At 59.6% G+C, this 15,441-nt stretch carries 10 protein-coding genes; 6 read left to right on the top strand and 4 right to left on the bottom strand.

Going from position 1 to position 15,441, the window contains the following annotated elements; translation table 11 throughout:
- Window positions 1-349: 349 nt before the first annotated feature.
- The 3 genes from ACI77I_RS28090 to ACI77I_RS28080 all read right to left on the bottom strand — a co-directional run bounded on the left by ACI77I_RS28090 (window position 350) and on the right by ACI77I_RS28080 (window position 6,844).
- Window positions 350-2,815 (bottom strand): NEL-type E3 ubiquitin ligase domain-containing protein, encoded by a 2,466-nt coding sequence (locus ACI77I_RS28090; RefSeq protein ID WP_406999421.1) that lies wholly within the window; start codon window positions 2,813-2,815, stop codon window positions 350-352.
- Window positions 2,816-2,827: 12 nt separating this feature from the next.
- On the bottom strand, window positions 2,828-5,089 hold the full coding sequence (locus ACI77I_RS28085; RefSeq protein ID WP_406999419.1) for a dermonecrotic toxin domain-containing protein: 2,262 nt from the start codon (window positions 5,087-5,089) through the stop codon (window positions 2,828-2,830).
- 117 nt (window positions 5,090-5,206) lie between these two features.
- Complete coding sequence (locus tag ACI77I_RS28080; RefSeq protein WP_242150711.1) at window positions 5,207-6,844, bottom strand: AMP-binding protein; 1,638 nt, start codon at window positions 6,842-6,844, stop codon at window positions 5,207-5,209.
- Window positions 6,845-6,994: 150 nt separating this feature from the next.
- On the opposite strand from ACI77I_RS28080, the gene ACI77I_RS28075 reads away from it, so the two are divergent.
- From ACI77I_RS28075 to ACI77I_RS28060, 4 genes are read left to right on the top strand one after another with little or no spacing between them, the layout of a single operon-like run.
- Entirely contained in the window at window positions 6,995-8,158 is a 1,164-nt protein-coding gene (locus ACI77I_RS28075; protein WP_094952529.1) for an isovaleryl-CoA dehydrogenase, read from the top strand.
- Window positions 8,159-8,170: 12 nt separating this feature from the next.
- Window positions 8,171-9,778: a carboxyl transferase domain-containing protein gene (locus ACI77I_RS28070; RefSeq protein WP_263273467.1), complete on the top strand. Its 1,608-nt coding sequence runs from the start codon at window positions 8,171-8,173 to the stop codon at window positions 9,776-9,778.
- 15 nt (window positions 9,779-9,793) lie between these two features.
- On the top strand, window positions 9,794-10,600 hold the full coding sequence (locus ACI77I_RS28065) for a gamma-carboxygeranoyl-CoA hydratase (protein WP_094952527.1): 807 nt from the start codon (window positions 9,794-9,796) through the stop codon (window positions 10,598-10,600).
- A complete protein-coding gene (locus ACI77I_RS28060; RefSeq protein WP_094952526.1) occupies window positions 10,597-12,522 on the top strand; it encodes an acetyl/propionyl/methylcrotonyl-CoA carboxylase subunit alpha in 1,926 nt (641 codons plus the stop codon). Before ACI77I_RS28065 ends, ACI77I_RS28060 begins: the two co-directional genes overlap by 4 nt.
- Here ACI77I_RS28060 and ACI77I_RS28055 read toward each other — a convergent pair.
- Window positions 12,519-13,154 carry a LexA family transcriptional regulator gene (locus ACI77I_RS28055; protein ID WP_094952525.1) on the bottom strand — a complete coding sequence of 212 codons (636 nt, stop codon included), beginning with the start codon at window positions 13,152-13,154 and terminating at the stop codon, window positions 12,519-12,521. The two genes, ACI77I_RS28060 and ACI77I_RS28055, sit on opposite strands and share 4 nt — an antisense overlap.
- Window positions 13,155-13,284: 130 nt before the next feature.
- Here ACI77I_RS28055 and ACI77I_RS28050 point away from each other — a divergent pair, with 130 nt between their 5' ends.
- Window positions 13,285-13,635 (top strand): DUF6124 family protein, encoded by a 351-nt coding sequence (locus ACI77I_RS28050; protein ID WP_406999416.1) that lies wholly within the window; start codon window positions 13,285-13,287, stop codon window positions 13,633-13,635.
- 464 nt (window positions 13,636-14,099) lie between these two features.
- On the top strand, window positions 14,100-15,251 hold the full coding sequence (locus ACI77I_RS28045; protein WP_094952523.1) for a M14-type cytosolic carboxypeptidase: 1,152 nt from the start codon (window positions 14,100-14,102) through the stop codon (window positions 15,249-15,251).
- Window positions 15,252-15,441: the final 190 nt, after the last annotated feature.

Here is a 15,441-nt window from a genome sequence, read left to right as displayed (position 1 = left end):
AAACGACTCTGACATAACAAAAACAACACGGCAGAGACGCAGCTAACAGATTTTTTTGGAGAAGATGTGCTTCGCAGGGTACGGCATGCCGAAACCCGCAACCGGTTAGAGAAAAATAAAACTACCTCAGGTAGCTACCCACTGGTTGGATCGATAACGAAGAAGCAGATCAGCGTTCAAAAAAATACGTTTGCTCTTGACCCCGGATGGGGGTCGCCAAAAACAGCGGTAAAGGGTAACGGTTGCCAAAAACAACAATAGACCGCCCCTCAATAATAAGAAAAGAGCACGCAACGACAAATTAAAGGGGACCTTCGGGTCCCCTTTGTGCTTTCTGACGCTTAAGGAATCAGACCTGAGCCACTTGCGCTGCGTCGTGTGTGCCCAGCACCTGACGCGTCAATGCCTTGAGTGCGATTCTCTCCTGCGCGTTTCGCGCAGAGCTAAGCGCCTGCAATTGTTTCTCGAAGAAACCGCTCTGCATCGCATCATCCACCAGTATGTCATCGCGTTGCTTGCCGAGCAGCGTGGCCAGGCGGTCAACCGCCGCATTTCGTTTAACCAGCCACTGCGCCTGGGCAGCCATGTCCGCCTTGATATCCTCCTCACCCTGGAGATCCGACACGTCATACAGCGCGGTGCTTTTTTCATTGATGGGTTCAAGGCCGGGGGCCATCAGCTGCTCCAGCCTCGGTGCATAGTGGCTGCGAAGATGCTTGTCCCAAAAACCCAGCTTAATAAAGAAGCTTTCCTCATCGGCGTGGACACGTTCATCCCTGAGCACACTCGCATAGGCATCATCGATCGCCCCCTGACTCACACTGGCAACTTCTGGAAATAACATGTCCCTGGACTTGACCGGCAACGCTAGCCTGTCCGCCAACTTGATTCGATAAGCGAGTATGACCTCGACCTGCTCCTGAAACGACGACCCGCGCAAATCGACATCTCGTTGAGCAATAGCGTCTACCAAGTCAAGACGAAACAGTTTTCTACCCGTGGTAATCAGTTGGGTTTCGGCGCCGGCCTCATCGGCTAACGCCAGGGTTTGCAATGCCAACACTTCACGTTCCGAGTTCATAAACTCAACAACGCTGCCATCGCCACAGGTGAATCGGTCATCCGCGACAGCGAACAACCGCTCGCGGATCTCCTGGTATTCATTGACCGCCTCGAGCATGTCCCACACGCGCTCGGTCAGTTGTGCACGGGTGGTCGTGGACCGGTATTCAGCGCAACGCGTGGTGTCGGCCAGCATCGAAAAGAACGCCGCCGACTCAGGGCTGGCGAGCGCATCGTCCCAGAGCCTGGCGCGAACTGCCTGCACGGCCGTCGGCGCGCCATCGAGCCACAAGCGCCGCCCCTCCTCGACCGTAACATGGACATCCGCCGGGGCATCGAGCCCAAGACGCACGCGCGTATCAGCCGACAGCGGGTTTTCATGATAATTAATTCGTTCGATGCGCTGATAAGCGTATTCAGGCAACGTGGTGAGCTGGTTGGAATGCAGATCAATTCTCGCAAGGTTGGCTAACTGGCCGGCGCCAGCGGGGAATGTTGTGGTTCCGGTATGCCTTAAATTGAGCTGGTTGAGGCTCCACATGCCTTCGAGATTGGCCGTCCAGCCCAATTGACGGTTGTAGGCCAGATCGAGGATCTTCAAGCCTTGCATCCCCTCCAGGCGTGCCTTTGTGAGCGCGGTCAGCCGGATGTCATTGCCGTTCAGGTACAGCTTGGTCAAACCGATGCCGTTATTCGCAAACTCCGGTAACTGAGTGAGGTTATTGTTTCTCATGCTCAGCCAGCGCAGGCCACCAAAGGCTCTGAGGAACACCAGGGATTCGTTGGTCAGCGCCATTCGATTCAGCCGCAAGCACCCTACATGGCTCATATTCGCCGTTAATGTCGGCAGTTCGCCGATGACTTCGTCCGACAAATCGAGGATGTGCCCGATGGGCGTTCGATCACCCGCCAACGCTTGCGTTAAAGAACGCTGCCAAGCGTCACGAATGGTATGGGAGACGCGTGCCCTGGACCGGCCGTAGCCATCCGGTCGCCCCTCTTGCTCCCAGGTGTGCAGCGTTGCTTTAAGCTGCTCAAGCTCGCCTTCAAGTTCAGTCAACCTGGCCAGAACCTCGGCGTCAGCGAGGCCTTGAAGGCCAAGAAACGCCTCGACCTCTGCCATGGACTTGGATGGATAGAGTATCGCCGCTTTCATTTCACAGGCGAACGCGCGTTTGACGGTGCTTGGCAATGGGCTCAACAGGTAACCGATACGCCCGTCGGCCAGGCGCATCGGCGGTTTGTAACCCGGCTTGATCGGCTGCATCTTCAACAGGTTGCGTAATTCGCCACGGGGCATCAACGGCTGTTTTTCAAGCGCTTGTTTGAGGCTCGCCCCGCGATCATTCGCGGTCAATTTCAGGCTCACCCGATTCTCGGGCGAAATGGCGGCGTGCACCGCGCCATAGATATCCGCTTGCCCGGTCAATACGCCGAACCGGTCATCCTGCACTTCATAGAGGTTCGCCGAGCCAAACTTGATAAGGCGCCGCGTCACTGTTGCGTCCTGCGGCCCCAGCGAGTCCAAGAGGCGCTCCTTGCCGCCGGCGCCCTTCTCAACCACATCAATGCGCAGGTCTGTGGGCCACCCCTCCAGTTTATTCAGGCTGTGCAAGACCATTCGTTGCGTGTCGTTATTGCCCAGGGTTTTGCGATAGAGCCCCTCATACGCCCGCGCCAGGCGCACCTCTTGCTGGTAATAGCGAGCCTCTTCGCCCAAACGAAACGGCACACGTTGGTGCTGCTCGATCATCTGCATTTCGGCTTAACTGGCATGGCTCAGCAGCTCGCGTGCGATGCTGTCGGGCAGCGACACAAACGCGCGCTTGAGTAACTTCAGCGCCTCAGCGCTTTCGCTTTCAGCGGCCGCATAACGTTGCGCAAAAAGATCGGCCTGATGCCCCGCCAGTGATGAAGCTTTCACTGCCGGCGTTTCGCCCGCGAGGGTCTCGTCAATCTCAAAACGCTTGAGGGTATCTGCCAATAGCCCGGGGACAGGCGCCTGGTCGACGTACATCTTGCGCAACACGCTGCTGTCCGCCGCTGCAATTTCGCAAATGCGCTCGAGCTTATCGGGGTCGCCTGCAAACGTCTTCGTCCCTGACCCCAGGCGCTGCATCAGCTGCGGAGCGGCCCACTGCAATGGATGTTCATGCTCATGTATCCAGGCCCCGCCTTCGGTACGGCGTACCTGCGGCGAGTAGGCTGATGGGTTATGCGGGTGCAGGATTTTGTAAGTGTTACCGGTACCCAGCGCCTCGACCAAATAGTGCCCGTCTTTGTCCGGCAGGTATAAACCACCCTCATGTTCAAACAAGCCATTGGCATTGGCCGCCGAGGTCTCGGGCAAGTCGACCTGGCGCAGGTAAGGGTTGAGCCCAGGCGCAGACAAACGCACATTGGCGTCAGGGCAACGCACATGCGCCAGCGCATCAACAAACGGCGTCTGCGCCAACGGCAACAGCTTGGCGCCCAGAGCGGTTGTCGTCACATTAAACGCCACGGCCGAAACGTGCGCCCACGCTTCTTTCATGTCGCCCTCTTCCCAGGCTTCTACGCCGGTGGCGATCTCATAGAGCATTTGCACTGCGCCAATCATCAGCATCACAGGTGCCAGTTGCGGCACCACGAATGAGGCAACATTGAGGACCGTCAACGCAATGCTGGCCAACGACATCAGCCATGCGTTATGCGCGTTGTCGTCGGCCTTGGCAGTGGAGGTGGCCATGGCTTGAGCATTGCTGAGGATTAACTCGACTTTTTGCCGAGAGTGGTCGGTCCATGTCTGTGGCAACGCCTCGCCATAACCGGTTGACCATGTGTTGATGTTTTTCTTGTGCGGGTCGAAGTCTGCGTCCTCGGCATAGGCATTGCCGGGATCAAGGTGATGTTTGAGCGTTTTAAAAAAGCCTGTTTGTTGCTCATACGGCACATGCTGGCTGAAGAATCGTCGATATTGGGCCGAGCACAGCCTTTCAACCAGAGCGGTCTGAAACGCGCCAAGCCCTGCGTACTCTTTCAACATACACACCGGATCACCGGGGATATAGACGACACACGGCCCTTTGTTGAAAACCTTTACGCCGCGTACATAGCTGAAACTCACAGGCCCAATAACGATAATCTGTGTGAGCTCAACATGGAGCAATTTCAGCGCAGTGAACTGTACAGGCTCATCCCGCCACTTGACGCCCGCCTTCCAAAAGGCTAATTCACCCAGTGCCGAATAAGTGTCCTGTTTGATAGCTTCAACTTCCAGCGCTACTTCAGCCGCGAATAACAGCTGCTCTCGGGTTGACGCCGTAATCGCGCTACGCACTCTGGCGGCCGCACTGCCTTCAGCAACCCCACCCTTGTCCGGAGGGTTCACAATGGACGTTACATGCGCCAGATACAGCGCGCCCAGGTCCAGTTCCCGGCACAAGCCGGCAAACTCATGAGCGCTCAGAGGCTCCTTGCGCGCCAGCACCTCAGCCTCATTGAACGTTGACGGTGCGGGCTGCCGATGAAAGTCGTACCGCGTAATAACGCGCGAGGACGTATCTTCTGCTTCAACGGCTTCATCCGCTGAAAAGTTCTGCAGCGCTGCCTCAACCAGGCTCACACCTTTGTAGTAACAGTACCCGCTGGCTTCCAGGCCAAAGACCTTTGACCGATCACGTGGCATGAACTCCTTACGCGCAAAAAACACGCGCTTTACATCCACCACTTTCCCGAACTTTTTGCACATGGCGGTCAGCAGCAACGGTTCGGCAAATTCGATGGCGCCTTTTAGATCCTTTAAAACCTTATCCAGCTTATTCAGCGCATCGCTGCTGCGTTGATGGGCGGCTTCCATACGCAGCCGGTTGTCCGGGGATATTTTTTTATACCAATCCGGAAGGCTTAACGCCCACTCATGCAATTCTTTCTTTCGCTTGGATGCCGCAGCGCCATACCAGGCTGGCAGCCGCGCCTGTACGACGACGCTATGCACACTGAGTGCCGCGTTTATTGGAGTACTTTCATTTTGTTCAAGGCATGCCATGTGGCGAACTCTAATTAACCGTTTGAACGGTCAATATGTGACATTCGAGCGCCAGCGAAGGGGTATATAAAGACCGTCAGCCCTGCCAGAAATAAGCGGGCCAAGGCTGACAATTCATCAGGAACGGTGAGGCCTGTAGTCTTCGATACTGATCTCACGCATGCGAAACTTCTGGACCTTGCCGGTTACCGTCATCGGAAACTCGTCCACGAACTTGAAATACTTGGGCGTCTTGAAGTGCGCAATGCGGCCCTTGCACCAGGTTTGCAGCTCCAGCTCGTTGGCCACATGGCCGGGATGGAACTTGACCCAGGCGACGATCTCTTCACCGTAACGCGTATCCGGAATACCGATGATCTGCACATCGGCCACCGCCGGGTGGGTGAAGAAGAACTCCTCCAGCTCACGCGGGTACACGTTTTCGCCGCCGCGAATAATCATGTCTTTGTTGCGCCCGGCGATGCACACGTAGCCGTGCTCATCCATGGTCGCCAGGTCACCGGTGTGCATCCAGCCGGCGTCGTCGATGGCGTCGTGGGTGCCTTCGGGGTTGTTCCAGTAGCCGAGCATCACGCTGTAGCCACGGGTGCACAGCTCGCCTATTTCACCACGCGCAACCGTATTGCCATCGGTGTCGATGATCTTGTTTTCCAACTGCGGCTGGGTGCGACCGACGGTGGTGACGCGGCGTTCCAAGTCGTCATTGGCGCCGGTCTGCAGTGACACCGGGCTGGTTTCGGTCATGCCGTAGGCAATCTGCACCTCGCCCATGTGCAGCTCGCTGATGACGCGGCGCATCACTTCGATGGGGCACGTGGCGCCGGCCATGATGCCGGTGCGCAAGGTCGCCAGGTCGAATTCACCTCGGCGCGGGTGATCGAGCAGGGCGATAAACATGGTCGGCACACCGTACAGCCCGGTGGCGCGCTCTTCGGCGACGGCGCTTAAGGTCAGCAGCGGGTCGAAGCCATCATTGGGGTAAATCATGGTGGTGCCGTGGGTGATGCAGCCGAGGTTGCCCATGACCATGCCGAAGCAGTGATACAGCGGCACCGGGATCACCAGGCGGTCCTGCGCGGTGAGGCCCAGGCTTTCGCCGACCATGTAGCCGTTATTGAGGATGTTGTGGTGACTGAGGGTGGCGCCCTTGGGGAAGCCGGTGGTGCCGGAGGTGTACTGGATGTTGACGGCTTGATCGAAGTGCAGGCTGGCCTGGCGGCTGTGCAGTTGTTCGGGCGGGACGCCGGCGCCGAGGGCCACCAGCTGCGACCAGGGCAAAAATCCCGTGGGCGGGCTGGGGTCGAGGCTGATCATGGCGCGCAGGTCAGGGTTCAGCTCCTGCAACATGGCGTGGTAATCGGAGCCCTTGAACGACCCGGCGCACACCAGCCATTGGCAGCCGGATTGCTTGAGCACGTAGTCCAATTCACTGGTGCGGTAGGCCGGGTTGATATTGACCAGGATCACGCCGAGCTTGGCGCTGGCGATCTGGCTGATGCACCACTCGGCGCAATTGGGCGCCCAGATGCCCAGGCGGTCGCCGGTTTGCATGCCCAGGGCCAGGAACGCACGGGCGTGCAAATCAACCGTCGCGGCCAGTTGCCGCCAGGTGTAGCGACATTGCTGATGGCGTACCACCAAGGCTTCGCCATCGGCATGTTGCGCAACGGTGTGATCGAAGGCCTGGCCAATGGTCATCGCCAGCAAGGTCTTGTCCTGAGCGCCACGGCTGTAGCTCTGATTCGGTTGATCCATAACGACCCCTGTTGTCTTTTTTGTAGGTTGACGTAAACGTAAACTACGATTGACAGCGCCGTAACGCAAGCTTACGTTAACGTAAAGGTGAGCGCCCTTCCCTGGCGCGCTCCCCACACAACAACAAAGCTCACATTAAGGTGCCTGTCCATGAGTTACCCGTCCCTGAACTTCGCCCTCGGTGAAACCATCGACATGCTGCGCGACCAGGTGCAGTCCTTCGTGGCCAAGGAAATTGCCCCGCGCGCAGCCCAGATCGACAGCGACAACCTGTTCCCCGCCGATATGTGGCAAAAGTTCGGTGACATGGGTTTGCTGGGCATTACGGTGCCGGAAGAGTACGGCGGCGCTGGCCTGGGTTACTTGGCCCACGTAGTGGCTCTCGAAGAAATCAGCCGAGGGTCGGCCTCGGTAGGCTTGTCTTATGGCGCCCACTCCAACCTCTGCGTCAACCAGATCAACCGCAACGGCAGCCACGAACAGAAGCTCAAATACCTGCCCAAGCTGATCAGCGGCGAACACATCGGCGCCCTCGCCATGAGCGAGCCGAATGCCGGCTCCGACGTGGTCTCAATGAAACTGCGCGCCGACAAACGCGGCGACCACTACGTGCTCAATGGCAGCAAGACCTGGATCACCAACGGCCCCGACGCCAACACCTACGTGATCTACGCCAAGACCGACCTGGAAAAAGGCCCTCACGGCATCACCGCGTTTATCGTCGAGCGCGATTGGAAAGGTTTCAGCCGCAGCACCAAGTTCGACAAGCTCGGCATGCGCGGCTCCAACACCTGCGAGCTGTTTTTCGATGACGTTGAAGTGCCCGAAGCAAACATCCTCGGCGCGCTGAATGGCGGCGTGAAAGTGCTGATGAGCGGCCTGGACTACGAACGCGTGGTGCTGGCCGGCGGCCCGATCGGCATCATGCAGGCGTGCATGGACCTGATCGTGCCGTACATCCACGACCGTAAGCAGTTCGGCCAGAGCATCGGCGAATTCCAGCTGATCCAGGGCAAAGTCGCCGACATGTACACCCAACTCAACGCCTGCCGCGCCTACCTCTACGCAGTGGCCCAGGCGTGCGAGCGCGGTGAGACCACGCGCAAGGATGCGGCTGGGGTGATCCTGTTCAGTTCCGAGCGCGCCACGCAAATGGCCCTCGACGCGATCCAGATTCTGGGCGGCAACGGCTACATCAACGAATTCCCCGCCGGCCGCCTGCTGCGTGACGCCAAGCTGTATGAAATCGGCGCCGGCACCAGTGAGATTCGGCGGATGCTGATCGGTCGCGAACTCTTCAACGAAACCCGCTGAAGGAGCGCGCCCATGGCCACCTTGCACACCCAGCTCAACCCGCGCTCGGCAGAATTTGCCGACAACAGCGCGGCGATGCGCCTACAGGTCGACGCCCTGCACACCCTGCTCGCCCACGTGCAGCAAGGCGGCGGCGCCAAGGCTCAGGAACGCCACACGTCACGCGGCAAACTGCTGCCTCGCGAGCGAATCAATCGCCTGCTCGACCCCGGCTCGCCATTCCTCGAACTCAGCCAATTGGCCGCGTATCAGGTGTATGGCGAAGATGTACCCGCTGCCGGAGTGATCGCCGGGATCGGCCGCGTGGAAGGCGTCGAATGCATGATTGTCGCCAACGACGCCACAGTTAAAGGCGGCTCGTACTACCCGCTCACGGTGAAAAAACACCTGCGCGCGCAGACCATCGCCGAGCAGAACCGCTTGCCGTGCATCTATCTGGTCGACTCCGGTGGCGCCAACTTGCCGCGTCAGGACGAAGTGTTTCCTGACCGTGAACACTTCGGGCGGATCTTCTTCAACCAGGCCAACATGAGCGCCCAAGGCATCCCGCAGATCGCCGTAGTGATGGGCTCGTGCACCGCAGGTGGCGCGTATGTGCCGGCCATGGCCGACGAGGCGATCATGGTGCGCAACCAGGCCACGATCTTTCTCGCAGGCCCGCCGCTGGTGAAAGCGGCGACCGGCGAAGTGGTCAGCGCCGAAGACCTGGGCGGCGCCGATGTGCACTGCAAGATCTCCGGCGTGGCCGACCACTATGCCGACAGCGACGAACATGCCCTGGCCCTGGCCCGACGCAGCGTGGCCAACCTCAACTGGCGCAAGCAAGGCGAGTTGCTGCAACGCACACCGGTAGCGCCGCTGTACAGCAGCGAAGAGCTTTACGGGGTGATCCCGGCCGACGCCAAGCAGCCATTCGATGTGCGTGAAGTGATCGCGCGGCTGGTCGACGGCTCGGTGTTTGATGAGTTCAAGGCGCTGTTTGGGACCACGCTGGTGTGTGGTTTTGCGCACTTGCACGGCTACCCGATTGCGATCCTGGGCAACAACGGCATTCTGTTCGCCGAAGCCGCGCAAAAAGGCGCGCACTTTATCGAGCTGGCCTGCCAGCGCGGGATTCCCCTGCTGTTCCTGCAAAACATCACCGGCTTTATGGTCGGCCAGAAGTACGAAGCCGGCGGCATCGCCAAGCACGGCGCCAAGCTGGTGACCGCCGTGGCCTGCGCCAAGGTACCGAAATTCACGGTGATCATTGGTGGCAGTTTTGGAGCCGGTAACTACGGCATGTGCGGCCGCGCCTACGACCCGCGCTTTTTGTGGATGTGGCCGAACGCGCGTATCGGCGTGATGGGCGCCGAACAGGCGGCCGGCGTGCTGGTGCAGGTCAAGCGTGAGCAGGCCGAACGTGCAGGCGCACACTTCAGCGCCGAGGAAGAAACCGCGATCAAGCAGCCGATCCTCGACCAGTATGAAACCCAGGGCCACCCCTACTACTCCAGCGCACGCTTGTGGGATGACGGTGTCATCGACCCGCAGCAGACCCGTGACGTGCTGGCCCTGGCCTTGTCCGCCGCGTTGAATGCCCCCATCGAGCCGAGCCGCTTCGGCGTGTTCCGCATGTAAATGGAGCCGTACCCCATGAGCGATTTCAACACCCTCGAACTGATCACCGACAGCCGTGGCTTTGCCACGCTGTGGCTCAGTCGTGAAGCCAAGAACAACGCGTTCAACGCCGAGATGATCCGCGAACTGATCATCGCCCTCGACCACGTGCAGGGCGATCCGTCTCTACGTTTTCTGGTGCTGCGCGCACGAGGCAAACACTTCAGCGCCGGTGCTGACCTGGCGTGGATGCAGCAATCCGCCGAGCTGGACTACCACACCAACCTGGACGACGCCCGCGAGCTGGCGGAGCTGATGTACAACCTGGCCAAGCTGAAAATCCCGACCCTGGCGGTGGTGCAAGGCGCCGCCTACGGTGGCGCGTTGGGTTTGATCAGTTGCTGTGACATGGCGATTGGCGCGGATGACGCGCAGTTCTGTCTGTCGGAAGTGCGCATTGGCCTGGCACCGGCGGTGATCAGCCCGTTCGTGGTGCAGGCGATCGGCGAGCGCGCCGCGCGGCGTTATGCGCTGACCGCCGAACGCTTTGGCGGCCAACGTGCGCGGGACATCGGCCTGCTGGCGGAAAGTTACCCGGCCAGCGAGCTGGACCAACAGGTCGAACACTGGATCGCCAACCTGCTGCTCAACAGCCCGGCGGCGATGCGCGCCAGCAAGGACCTGCTGCGTGAAGTGGGCAACGGCGCCCTCACCCCGGCCCTGCGCCGCTATTGCGAAAACGCCATCGCGCGGATTCGCGTCAGCGCCGAGGGCCAGGAAGGCCTGCGCGCCTTCCTGCAAAAACGCCCGCCCAGCTGGCAATCGCAGGAGCCGCGTTCATGAGCACACTGACCACCGTACTGGTGGCCAACCGCGGCGAAATCGCCTGCCGCGTGATGCGCACCGCCAAGGCCATGGGCCTGACCACCGTGGCCGTGCACAGCGCCATCGACCGCGATGCGCGCCACAGCCGCGAGGCGGATATCCGTGTCGACCTGGGTGGCAGCAAAGCCTCCGAGAGCTACCTGCAGATCGACAAGCTGATTGCCGCCGCCCAGGCCAGCGGCGCTCAGGCGATCCATCCGGGGTATGGTTTTTTGTCGGAAAACGCCGGCTTTGCACGCGCGATTGAAGCGGCCGGTTTGATTTTCCTCGGCCCACCCGCCTCGGCCATCGATGCCATGGGCAGCAAATCGGCGGCCAAGTCGTTGATGGAAAAAGCCGGTGTTCCGCTGGTGCCGGGTTATCACGGCGAAGCCCAGGACCTGGAAACCTTCCGCGCCGCCTGCGAGCGTATCGGCTACCCAGTGCTGCTTAAGGCCACGGCCGGCGGTGGTGGCAAGGGCATGAAAGTGGTCGAGGACGTCAGCCAACTGGCCGAAGCCTTGGCGTCGGCCCAGCGTGAAGCCCTGTCGTCCTTCGGCAACGAACAAATGCTGGTGGAGAAATACCTGCTCAAACCGCGCCATGTGGAAATCCAGGTGTTTGCCGACCAGCACGGCCACTGCTTGTACCTGAATGAGCGCGATTGCTCGATTCAGCGTCGCCATCAAAAAGTCGTGGAAGAAGCACCGGCGCCCGGCCTAAGTGTTGAACAGCGCAAAGCCATGGGCGAAGCCGCGGTGCGCGCGGCCCAGGCCATCGGTTATGTCGGCGCGGGCACAGTGGAGTTCTTGCTGGACGCGCGCGGCGAGTTTTTCTTTATGGAGATGAACACGCGGCTGCAGGTGGAGCATCCAGTGACCGAGGCGATTACCGGGCTCGACCTGGTCGCCTGGCAGATCCGTGTCGCCCAAGGCGAGCCGCTGCCGATCACGCAAGAACAGGTGCCACTGATCGGTCATGCCATTGAAGTGCGCTTGTATGCCGAAGACCCGGCCAATGATTTCCTGCCGGCCACCGGGCATCTGGCGCTGTACCGCGAATCTGCGCCGGGCCCGGGCCGTCGTGTGGACAGCGGCGTAGAGCAAGGCGACGACGTTTCGCCGTTCTACGACCCGATGCTCGGCAAGTTGATTGCCTGGGGCGAAGACCGTGAACAGGCGCGCCTGCGGTTGTTGAGCATGCTCGATGAGTTTGCCGTCGGCGGGCTCAAGACCAACCTGGGCTTTTTGCGGCGCATCATCGGCCATCCGGCCTTTGCGGCGGCTGAACTGGACACCGGGTTTATCCCGCGCTATCAGGAGGAGCTGTTGCCGGTGCCGGGGGAATTGAGCGATGAGTTCTGGCAGGCGGCGGGCGCTGCGTTTATGCAGAGTTTGCCGCCCGGCAGTGGGCCGTGGGCGGACACGCGGGGTTTTCGCGCGGGGCTGCCTGCCGAGGTATCGCTGCATTTGAGCTGCGCGGGGCAGGATCGGCTGGTGACGTTGAAAGGCGCCGCCGCGCAACTGCAAGGCGAGCAGTTGGTGATCGAACACGACGGCGTGCGTCGCACACATCTGGCGGTGCGCGGCGCAGCTAGCGTGTACCTGCGTTGGGACGGCGAAATGCTGGCGGTGAGCCTGTTCGATCCAATTGCAGCGGTCGAGGCCAACCAATCCCATCAGGGTGGCCTCACGGCGCCGATGAACGGCAGCATCGTGCGGGTGCTGGTGGAAGTCGGCCAGGCGGTCGAAGCCGGTGCGCAGTTGGTGGTGCTTGAGGCGATGAAGATGGAGCACAGCATCCGCGCGCCCCAGGCCGGGGTGGTCAAGGCACTGTTCTGCCTGGAAGGCGAAATGGTTGCCGAAGGCAGCGCCTTGGTCGAGCTTGAAACGGCGAACTAAAACTTCGCGGTGGCTTGCACGACAACGCCGAGGATTCGGCAATCGTCGCTGAACAGTAGCTTGGGGTAAGTGGGGTTGAGCGGCACCAGGTAAAGCTGGCCGCTCTCTTCCAGCAACTGGCGAAAGGTCGCCTGGGTGCTGTCGGCCCATTGGGCGACCACCAGTTTGCCGGGTTCGGCGTCAATGGCCGGGTCCACCAGGATCATCATGCCAGCGCCAATGCTCAGGCCGCTGGGGGCCGTCATGGCGTCGCCCGTCACCGGCAGCCAGAACGCTTCGCCGCGGGCGTGGTAATCCGTCAATTCGAAACGCGCCGCACCGTAGGTCGGGCGCTCTTCACGTATTTCGCAGACGCCTTTCCAGTCGCTGACCGGGTAGCGGAAATACGGGTTGTAGTGGTGTTCCAAGGCTGGCGCGTCAATGGCTTTCTCGCGGATTTCCAACGCAACTTCCAGGTACTCAAGGCCTAACTCAGCGAGCACCCGGTTCATATCCGCCAGGCTCGGCACGCGGCGTTTGTTGAGCCAATGGCCGACACCGCCCTGGGACATGCCCAAGCGTTCGGCCAGTTCATCCTGCGTGACCTTGCGGTCTTTCATGTTGGCTTTGACCAACGCTATCCAGTTATCCATGGGCCGTGACAATACGTTGCGTACTTGCCAGAACAATAAACAGTTTGTAGTAATCCATCAAATGACATAAATACGATTCGTACTATTATCAGGTACAGGTTTTCGACATCCACTCAGAGTACCTACCCTCATGATGACCAGCCCGTATCCCCTGTCCGACACACCTGAATCCGACGAACTTTTGGTGATGCGCAACAGCGGCGCTGCCCAGCGCGCACTCGACTATTACTTGAAAGAGAATGTGTCAGCACCGATCCCTGATGACATGTTTTTCGACATCAAGCCCGGCATCAGCCATGAAGACGCGTTGGTTCACGCGTCCGACCTGCTGCGCAGCGCGGCGGCAGCGGCCTACGAATCGGCAAGCAGCCGCCAGGGCAACCAGCGGGATCTGGCGTTTTCGGTGGTGTATTTGATTGATATGGCAAAGGCGATGGTGGAGCAGACGTTGCAGGCACCAGCCGGTCAGGCGAGCGCCTGACAGGTATGCAGCAAAAATATTTCTATCTCACGGATAAAAACATTTGACTTGCAAATGATAATGATTATTATTGGACCCAGCTGATCGCGAGATCAGTCGATAGACCAAGGGACCTTAGGTCGGACTCTTGGAATATCTCCTCATCAGGCTAATCACGGTTTTTGACCCGGCTCTTTGGCCGGGTCTTTTTTTTGCCAGTTTCCCTGGCATGGCTTCAGGCTAATGAAGACTGTGTGTTGCTCGATGGCGCGCATGGTAGCAAAAGACTATCGCCAAAAGAAGGCCGGGCGAACGCTCTAACCCGGATCTTTGCGAAATAGCGCTTGAGAATCAATCTCATAGACTCTAAGCTGCTGCGGCGTCAAGGACGACGCCCCCTCCCCTCTGCAACAATTTTGCATCAGAATTTAGCCTCACTCCTTGTAAGATATCCGCCACAACTCTCATATTCAGGCAACCAGACTATGACCGTGGCCTTGACCTCCATTAAGATCAGCACCGACTTCGACAGCGGCAATATCCAGGTCCTGGATGCCAGCGATGCCTATCAGTTGCTGCTGGCGATCAAACCGGATACCCGCAGCGCGCATTTCCAATGGTTCCACTTCAAGGCCGAAGGCATGCACGTGGGCCACACCCACACCTTTCGCCTGAGCAATGCGAGCCAGTCCTCTTATAAAAACGCTTGGAGCGGCTACAACGCCGTGGCGTCCTACGACCATATCAACTGGTTCCGCGTGCCCACGCGCTTTGATGGCGAAACCTTGCACATCAGCCTGGAGACCCGTGAAAAACAAGCCTGGATCGCCTACTTCGAACCCTACAGCCGTGAGCGTCACGACTGGCTGATCGACCAGGCCTTAAACCGCGCCGGCACGCAATTGCTCGCAACCGGCAAAAGCGCCGAAGGCCGTGACATCCAACTGCTGCGCCGCGGCAAAGGTGGCGAAGGCCAGCGCAAGGTCTGGATCATCGCCCAGCAACACCCCGGTGAACACATGGCCGAATGGTTTATGGAAGGCATCATCGAACGCCTGCAGCAGGACGGTGACGACGAGCTGAAAAAGCTCCTGGCCGTCGCTGACCTGTACTTGATACCCAACATGAACCCCGACGGCGCCTTCCACGGCCACTTGCGCACCAACGCCGTGGGCCAGGACCTCAACCGTGCCTGGCAGAGCGCCAGCCAGGAGATCAGCCCGGAAGTACTGTTCGCCCAACAGCAGATGGAAGAGTACGGCGTTGACCTGTTCCTCGATATCCACGGCGACGAAGAAATCCCCTACGTGTTCACCGCCGGCTGCGAAGGCAACCCGGGCTACACCCCGCGTCTGGAAGCGCTGGAAAAACACTTCCGCGGCCACTTAAGCGCACTGACCCGTGACTTCCAGACTACCCATGGATACGCCCGTGACCTGCCGGGCGAAGCTAATCTGACCCTGGCCTGCAATGCGGTCGGTGAGAAGTACGACTGCCTGTCGCTGACCCTGGAGATGCCGTTCAAGGACAACGACGACGCGCCCAACCTGAAAACCGGTTGGTCGGGTGAGCGCTCGAAACAGCTGGGCAAGGATGTGTTGAGCACGGTTGCTGATATTGTGGATGTCCTGCGCTAAGCGTTGCCGACGATGGCGACCTAAGAAGTGCGGGGTGTATATCCGTTATTTGGGTGATGGCGGATATGGGTTCCGCCCTTACGGCGGGTCACTTTTGAAAGAGCCCAAAAGTAACCAAAAGGCTCTTGCCCCACCACTTGGCACCTCGCCTAGGCTCGGTGTGCCCTCACGCAGGCTTTGGACCGTGGGC

It is taken from the genome of Pseudomonas sp. D47, from assembly GCF_045447305.1.
In the GTDB taxonomy this organism is placed as follows: Bacteria; Pseudomonadota; Gammaproteobacteria; order Pseudomonadales; family Pseudomonadaceae; genus Aquipseudomonas.
Note: the sequence above shows the minus strand (reverse complement) of the source record. Positions and strands in the feature narration are given on the sequence as shown.